The sequence below is a fragment of the Chitinimonas sp. genome, assembly GCF_041904975.1.
GTDB lineage: Bacteria > Pseudomonadota > Gammaproteobacteria > Burkholderiales > Chitinimonadaceae > Chitinimonas.
Window position 1 is genome coordinate 1 of the sequence record NZ_JAYRLZ010000244.1, and the last position, 6,386, is coordinate 6,386.

At 60.7% G+C, this 6,386-nt stretch carries 8 protein-coding genes and 1 pseudogene; all 9 read right to left on the reverse strand.

Going from position 1 to position 6,386, the window contains the following annotated elements:
- Positions 1–1,211: pseudogene (locus ACE3OH_RS17780) on the reverse strand (DNA methylase N-4); the annotation flags it as partial.
- Positions 1,212–1,297: 86 nt separating this feature from the next.
- Positions 1,298–1,933, reverse strand: coding sequence for a Bro-N domain-containing protein (locus ACE3OH_RS17785; RefSeq protein ID WP_374356215.1), 636 nt, complete (start codon positions 1,931–1,933; stop codon positions 1,298–1,300).
- Positions 1,934–2,220: 287 nt separating this feature from the next.
- A complete protein-coding gene (locus ACE3OH_RS17790) occupies positions 2,221–2,421 on the reverse strand; it encodes a hypothetical protein (protein WP_374356218.1) in 201 nt (66 codons plus the stop codon).
- Between the two features lie 7 nt (positions 2,422–2,428).
- Positions 2,429–2,731, reverse strand: a complete 303-nt coding sequence (locus tag ACE3OH_RS17795; protein ID WP_374356221.1) for a hypothetical protein — start codon at positions 2,729–2,731, stop codon at positions 2,429–2,431.
- Between the two features lies 1 nt (position 2,732).
- Complete coding sequence (locus tag ACE3OH_RS17800; protein WP_374356223.1) at positions 2,733–3,236, reverse strand: hypothetical protein; 504 nt, start codon at positions 3,234–3,236, stop codon at positions 2,733–2,735.
- 2 nt (positions 3,237–3,238) lie between these two features.
- Positions 3,239–4,165, reverse strand: a complete 927-nt coding sequence (rdgC, locus tag ACE3OH_RS17805) for a recombination-associated protein RdgC (RefSeq protein ID WP_374356227.1) — start codon at positions 4,163–4,165, stop codon at positions 3,239–3,241.
- A 7-nt stretch (positions 4,166–4,172) separates the two neighbouring features.
- Positions 4,173–4,577, reverse strand: a complete 405-nt coding sequence (locus ACE3OH_RS17810; protein ID WP_374356230.1) for a recombination protein NinB — start codon at positions 4,575–4,577, stop codon at positions 4,173–4,175.
- Positions 4,578–5,041: 464 nt separating this feature from the next.
- Positions 5,042–5,704 (reverse strand): hypothetical protein, encoded by a 663-nt coding sequence (locus tag ACE3OH_RS17815; protein ID WP_374356233.1) that lies wholly within the window; start codon positions 5,702–5,704, stop codon positions 5,042–5,044.
- Between the two features lie 12 nt (positions 5,705–5,716).
- Positions 5,717–6,386 (reverse strand): ATP-binding protein (locus ACE3OH_RS17820; RefSeq protein WP_374356236.1); only part of this gene is annotated, 670 nt, incomplete at its 5' end.

Genomic DNA, 6,386 nt, shown 5'->3' on the forward strand with positions numbered 1-6,386 from the left:
GCCTGGATAAAGTCGTTGAACTTGAAGCCGATGCCGGCAAACACGGCGCGGTGGCAGTGCCGCTGGAAGTTGCAGCCACTGCCGGCAATGATCGGCTTGGTTGAAAGCAGGCGGTACTTGCCAGCGCCGAAGTCCACGATGCGCTGCTCGCGCTCTTCCAGATCCTGGCTGCCCCATACGCTCACCACATCAGGCAGCGCAGCCTGAATCGCATGGCGTTCGACTTCGAGGTCGTGCCAGATAAGGAAGTGGTCGACCGGGTCGGCGGCAATGATCTCGCAGGCCTTGGCGACGCGCGCGCCGAGGCTGTCGCGCTTCTCGGTCGATGCCGCCTGCACGCCAAGCGCAGGATCCGGGAACAGCAAGCCTTGGCCGATCTTGTCGGCGCCGGCCGTGCTGTAATCGCTCGGTACCTCGTGGTAGCGCACATCCAGTGCCGGCAGTTCATAGCCTTCATCGCTATAGCCAAGGTCGGATGGTCGCTGGATGAACACAGCCCAGCTCGACACCCACAGCCAGAATTCCTGCTCCTTGTGCGGGTACAGGGTCAAGTTGCCGGCCTTCTCGCTATCACGCTGGAAGAAGCGGGTCAGCGCCTGGCCGGTGTCCATGACGCCAAGGAAGCCGGCGTAGTGGATCAGCTCCTTGTAGCGGTTGGGGCTGGGCGTGGCGGTGTTGACCAGCTTGAACGGCACGCCTTCGAACAGAGGCAAGAATTCCTGATAGGTCTTGCTGCCGAACGAGCGCAGCACGCTGGCTTCGTCCAAGCTGGCGGCAGTGAATAGCTTGGGGTCGAGCTTGCCATCACGCACGGTTTCGTAGTTCGTCAGGTAGAACTCTTGGCCGGCGCGCATCTCGTCTGCCGATTTGATGAAATGGAACTCAACGCCCAGCGCTGCGGTGGTGTCCATGAACTCGCGGCGCACACCAAGCGGCGCCGTCACCAGCACCGGGCCACCGGCCTTGCGCTGAATCTGGCGGCTCCACTCGGTTTGCATGAAGGTCTTGCCCAGGCCGAAGCTGGCGAAGATGCCACGGCTGCCGCCCTTGACTGCCCAGCGCACAATGTCGCGCTGGTGCGGCAACAGGATGGGTGACAGCTCGTCGGGCGCAACGTCGAAGCCATCGAAGCGCGCCATCTTGATCTTGGCCCGCAGGAAGTCGAGGTAGGTATCTTCGTGCTGGCCAGCGGTGTTGGTTCGTCTGGACAAGGGTCGCTGCTCGCCTCGACTCCCATTTTTGGCGTAAGTGATCCCCTCGGCGCCTAGCGCCGATGCTTGAATATCGGTTGTCATGGTTAGCTCCGGGTAGACGTGTCGTCGCGAACCGCTGCGAGGTCTGCGGGTTCTAGGTAGATCAGCTTGGCCATTCTGCTAGCCATCGCATACATATCGACGGCCATGGCATGAAAAACCGGGCCATCGACAATGGCGCCAGACAATGGAATGGGGTAGTTCTTCAAGTTGCCATCCTCGCCCAATATCACTAGCCAAGCATTGTCTCGGGGAGCGTGCCGCGCTTCTTCTTCGGTCGGGCTGAGAAATTGACCATCGCGACGGATTTTCGGCAGGACTTCGCCAGTCACCCACTTGCGGAAGCGGTGTGCAGTGGTGCCAGGCTTGACCGCATCGCGGCAGCGCAGGATCAGCGTGTAGAGGCCAGATTCGTTGATGATGTTCGCTTTATCGTTACCGCGAGATAAGCCCTCAATTGAACTGAGGGCTTTCTCATCATCATCCAATGTTCGAAGCGCCATGGACGGATTGCCTATGGCCAACGAACGGCATACGTCGGCTGCGATAAACCATGGCTCGCCGTCGATAAGCAGGGAACGGATATTCCAGCCTTCGGATTGCGACTGGAAGGAATGAAGTGAAGGGGCTGGTTTCTTGGATGGTTCTGGCGCAGATGCGCCTTCGATGGGCTTAGCCATGATGGAACTCCTTGTAACGGACTGAGAATCCGCCGCCCGTCGCCAAACGGGTGGGCAGAGCCGTGCGGGTTGGCGAACCGGTACAAGGAACCGGCAGGGCCTTGCGGCCCTCCCGCACGGCCCGCCCATAGGGGTGCCATGCAATGACGGACGCAAAAAAGCCGCTTGCAGGTAATGCAGGCGGCTATTCGTCCGCCTTGTATCCGGGTCGCCAAACCCGGTCGCGGGATTGACCGCGACATGGTTAGCATAGGCCCGGTTTGATGTGGAAATCAAGTAGCCCATCGTCATGCCGCCCACCTCGTGCGATAGGTACAAATGTCGCGCACGGTCGAAGTCCCGCAGCCGAAGCGCTTTGCCAGGGTCTGGTAACCGACGCCGGCGGCGCTGTTGTGCAGGCGGCGAATCTCTGCAACCTGCTGATCGGTCAGCTTGGCGCGCGGGTGCGAGGCGCCGATGCGGTGGTTTGTGTGATTTCGCGTCGTCATGTCGGCCTCACACTGCCAGCGCTTGGTGAGACAGGGAGGCGACCTTGTCAGTGAGCATGCCAAACAGCTGTTCGGCATCTGGCCCGGCCTCGATCTCTGCGGCCATCTTGACCTGGAAGTTGCCGAAATAGGTACCGCAGTAGCCAGCGATGATTAGCGCCAGCGCCTGATCGGCATTGCAAATGACATGGCCGTCCTCAAACTCTGCGACGCCGACTCTATCCAGAATTGCAAGCTGGGCGGCGCGCTTGGCATCCCTGTCTTCGCCGAAAAAGTGATCACCTTTGATGCTGTAAAGAGTGCGCTTCATATCATGCCACCTTCCACTCTGCACCAGGGCGCGACTCGCCGACCAGCTGCAGGCTATAGACGCGCGCTCGGCGGCTGCCAGCCCGGACGGTATTGCGGGCCTTGGCTATCGCTTTGTCGATCGATTGCGCCTTGGCAAAGGTCGTGCCGTCGCTGACTACATAGCCGCGATGATGTGAGTCGATGTTGTGCGCAAGCTCCGATAGCATCAGCGCCGCCATATCTCGCCCACGCTTCAGCCGCTCGATTTCATCTTGTGCGCTGGCCAGCTTTGCCTTGACCGTCGCCAGCTCATTTGCCGAGTTGGCCGCCGGCGACAAGGCATAGCGCCAAGGCTTGCCGGCCTCGGCCTCGCGGGTGACGATGCCGGCGTCACACATGGCCTGCAACGCAGCAGCGACCGCTTCGGCGTTCATGTAGATGTCGCGGTGCAGTTCTCCGGCCGTGGCGTCAGGCGTGATTGCCAAGGCTTGGATCAATACGGCTTCGTGAGTGGCTTGTGTCATGGTCAGTTCTCGTCGTTGGCAATGCCGTCGAAGGCTTCAGTAACGTCGTGCAGCAATTCGCGCACGTCGCCGGTCAGGATCGTCAGCTCGGCCGCCCGGGTGTCATCGGCGGTTTCGCTTTGGCCGAGATCGGCGGCGCGGGCATAAAAACTGGATGTCCACTTGAGCTTGGTCAGGCCGAGCGATTCGCTCAGCACCAGACTCACGCGGTCGGCCCAAGTCAGGGCCAGTTTGGTGACAACGCGGCCGGTAGAAAGCAGATGGCGAATCTCACCAGCGAGCATGTCCGACCGCCGGATGGCGATAACGGCGTCGCTTCCTTGGCTGAGCTCGCCCTCGTCGTCTACCGTGAATGGCTCTGGGCAGGTCTGGTCTTGCAGCCAAGCGGTCATGCGCAAGTTCGGCACGGCCTTGACTTGCACCGTTGTCATGCCGATTTCGATGCCGCCAAGGAACAGATTGCTGCGCAGCGCGGCGTGGATTTCGTCGGCGCGCTTCTGGCTGCTGGTGTCCAGCACGACGATGGCACGGTCAAGGTCGAAGTAGCCGCGCACCAGGGCTTGTGATGGCAGTTGCTGCGGCAGCAGTTCGGCGCGGATGGCTTCTTTCAGCTCCTTACGCTCTTTGCGGCCAATCTTGCGCCCAGACTGCTTTTCGATGCCTGCTACCCGAGCGGCCAGCCGTTCCTCGATGGCCGATGCCGGCAGCGAGCGCTTGTCGCAGCGCACGGCGAAAAACACACAGCGGTTCACCATCAGCGTCAGTTCGTCGGTCTTGGTAATGGCAAACGGGTTGACGAAACCCTCTCGCGCTTCTTCCAGATCGCCGATTGGCTTGAATACGGCTCGCTGCAGCGCTTCGTCGATGGCTACCTGGCCGGGCACGAATGGGCCAATCAGGGCGCTGATATGGGCGGCTCTAAAGTGCATGTTTGCCTCAAAAGGTGAAGTGGATGCCTAGCTCGCTGGCGGCGTAGGCTTCGATTCTGGTTTGGTGGTCGGCCATTTCTGGCACCGATAGCGTGGTGGTCGAAATCGCTTTTTGCCGACCATCAGGCAATTCCTCGTAGCCGATGAACAGGCCAGCGAAATACTCATTCCAAGCCGCTGCGCTGTACTGGCGGCCATTGAGCCAAGCGGCTTCTTCAATTTCGTGTAGCAACGTCCACATGCGCTTGTTCTGCTCAATGGTGCGCTTGGTCTTGTGCTGGCTGACGATCACGGCCAGCGGCTTGCCCTGCTCGGCCATGGGCTTCCAGTTGTTGCGCAGGAAGGCCCACAGCCGGCCAGCGGCGTGATCGTCAGTCAGGACAAAGGTTTGGTTGAGTTGCTTCTCGGCCATGGCTCGTCAGCCTGTTCGCTTGCGGATCAATGCGTGCGCTTGCTTGTGATGGCTTGGGCACAGCCAAACGACATCAAGCGGCCGGCTATAGTCCGGGTGGTGAGCCTCGGCCTTGTCTCCGCAAACCCAGCACGGCAGGGGCTGCACTTTCCCGTCTCGCACAGCGTTGGAAATGGCCTGCCTCGCGCGGCGGCGTTCCGGTCGGCTGGTATTACTTCGCGTGACAGCTCGGGCATGAGCTTGGCGGCCTTGATCGGTGCTTGCATATGCGCGACGGGCAGCGACACGGTGCGGCGCTGTGGCACGGCTACGCTCATAAGCTCTGCACCGATCCAAGTTGGCCAGCCGGTTGGCCCGCGCTGCAGCCTTCGCGCAATCCTTGCAGCGCGAGTTGCTGCCGGCGTAGAAGTCATCGGCTGGCTTGGTCATATCGCAGTGTTTGCAGATCGGCATATGCGGTCAGATCAAAAAGGAATATCGCAGTCATCGAAGTCATCGAATCCACCAGTAGGCGCCGGCCCGCCGTTGCCGCTGCTTTGGGCTGACTGACCGGCTGGCAGCTTCTTCAGCGCGCGATCCTTGAGGCTGGCTTTTACTTTTTCCAGCTTCTCGGCCTTGGGCGCCCGCGCCAGAATCTCGCTTGCGACCATGCGGCTGTCAGCGTTGTAGATGCTGTAAATTTCCAGCTTGTTGGCGACCTTGAGCGAGCCTTGCTTGTCGAGGTATTCCTCGGGCGCCAGTTGCAGCAGCAGGCCGATCGGTTTGCCCATCAGGTCGGGGTAAACGTCCAGCTCTTTGCGCACCTTGGTCTTGGCCTGGGCGTCGTACAGCTCGACCGGCTGCGGGGCTGCCTTGATTCCGCGCAGGGACAGGCAGGTCAGGATGGCTTGCAGCACGTTGAAGCCAGAAAGCGCGGTGCCGTCGCCCTTGTGTGTCCAGAGCGTGAGGCGGGCTTCCTGCTTGGCGCGATCCTCGAAATGCAGCTCGATGCCGTCCGCGCCGGACTTGGCCTTCTTGGCAATGGCGTATTTGAAGGTGCCGATGTAGTCGCCCGTTGCTTCGATGCGGCTGGCTTTCTCGTCTGCTTTCTTGGCGGCGTTGGTGTCGAGATCGTATGAGCGGGACATGCTGTTTCCTTGTTATGCGGCTTGTGGCTGGGTGGTGGTGGCGATGCCGTAGTAATCGCAAATTGCGGCGTCCACGGCGGCGAGGTCGTTGTCGATGTAGTGGCTGGGGAACAGGTCGGGCGGCGATTTGACGGTGTCGCTCCCGTTGTTGACGGTACTGAACTGGAATCGCCCATCAGCGACGTTGGTGCGCAAGACGATGGTGAACAGGCCTTCGAGGGTGATCTTCTCGTCGAGCATCTTCCCGATTGTCTTCATACGCACCCGGCCGTAGTCGTCGCTCTGCGTGTGGGCGAGGATGTAGACGCGCACGTCCTCGGCCAGCTCACCGGCCGCGGTGAGAATGTCCCAGGCATGGCGGCCGATTTCCGTGAACTTGTCGAAGCCCTTTTCATCGCTGCGGCGCATGAACTCATTGGCGAGCACATACTGAAAATCGTCGAGCACAATGACCTTGCGGGCGGTGCGCTGCATGTAGGCGATGATCCGGGCGCTTTGGTCGGTAACGAATATGTTTCCGCCCTTGCGCTTATCGGCGCCGACGCGCAACCAGTCTGCCGAGCGAAATGGCAGCGGCTTGCGTACTGACTGGATCAGCAACGTTTCAGCCGGCTTGAGATTGCGCATGCTGTAGCTTTTGCCCGTGCCGCTCTCGCCCAGGATGATGGTGGCGATGCTCATG

Bases quoted from the DNA above. Each gene is read 5' to 3' on its own strand.
- ACE3OH_RS17785 (WP_374356215.1), bottom strand. From the start codon at position 1,933: ATGGCTAAGCCCATCGAAGGCGCATCTGCGCCAGAACCATCCAAGAAA.
- ACE3OH_RS17810 (WP_374356230.1), bottom strand. From the start codon at position 4,577: ATGGCCGAGAAGCAACTCAACCAAACCTTTGTCCTGACTGACGATCAC.
- ACE3OH_RS17795 (WP_374356221.1), bottom strand. From the start codon at position 2,731: ATGAAGCGCACTCTTTACAGCATCAAAGGTGATCACTTTTTCGGCGAA.
- ACE3OH_RS17790 (WP_374356218.1), bottom strand. From the start codon at position 2,421: ATGACGACGCGAAATCACACAAACCACCGCATCGGCGCCTCGCACCCG.
- ACE3OH_RS17815 (WP_374356233.1), bottom strand. From the start codon at position 5,704: ATGTCCCGCTCATACGATCTCGACACCAACGCCGCCAAGAAAGCAGAC.
- rdgC (WP_374356227.1), bottom strand. From the start codon at position 4,165: ATGCACTTTAGAGCCGCCCATATCAGCGCCCTGATTGGCCCATTCGTG.
- ACE3OH_RS17800 (WP_374356223.1), bottom strand. From the start codon at position 3,236: ATGACACAAGCCACTCACGAAGCCGTATTGATCCAAGCCTTGGCAATC.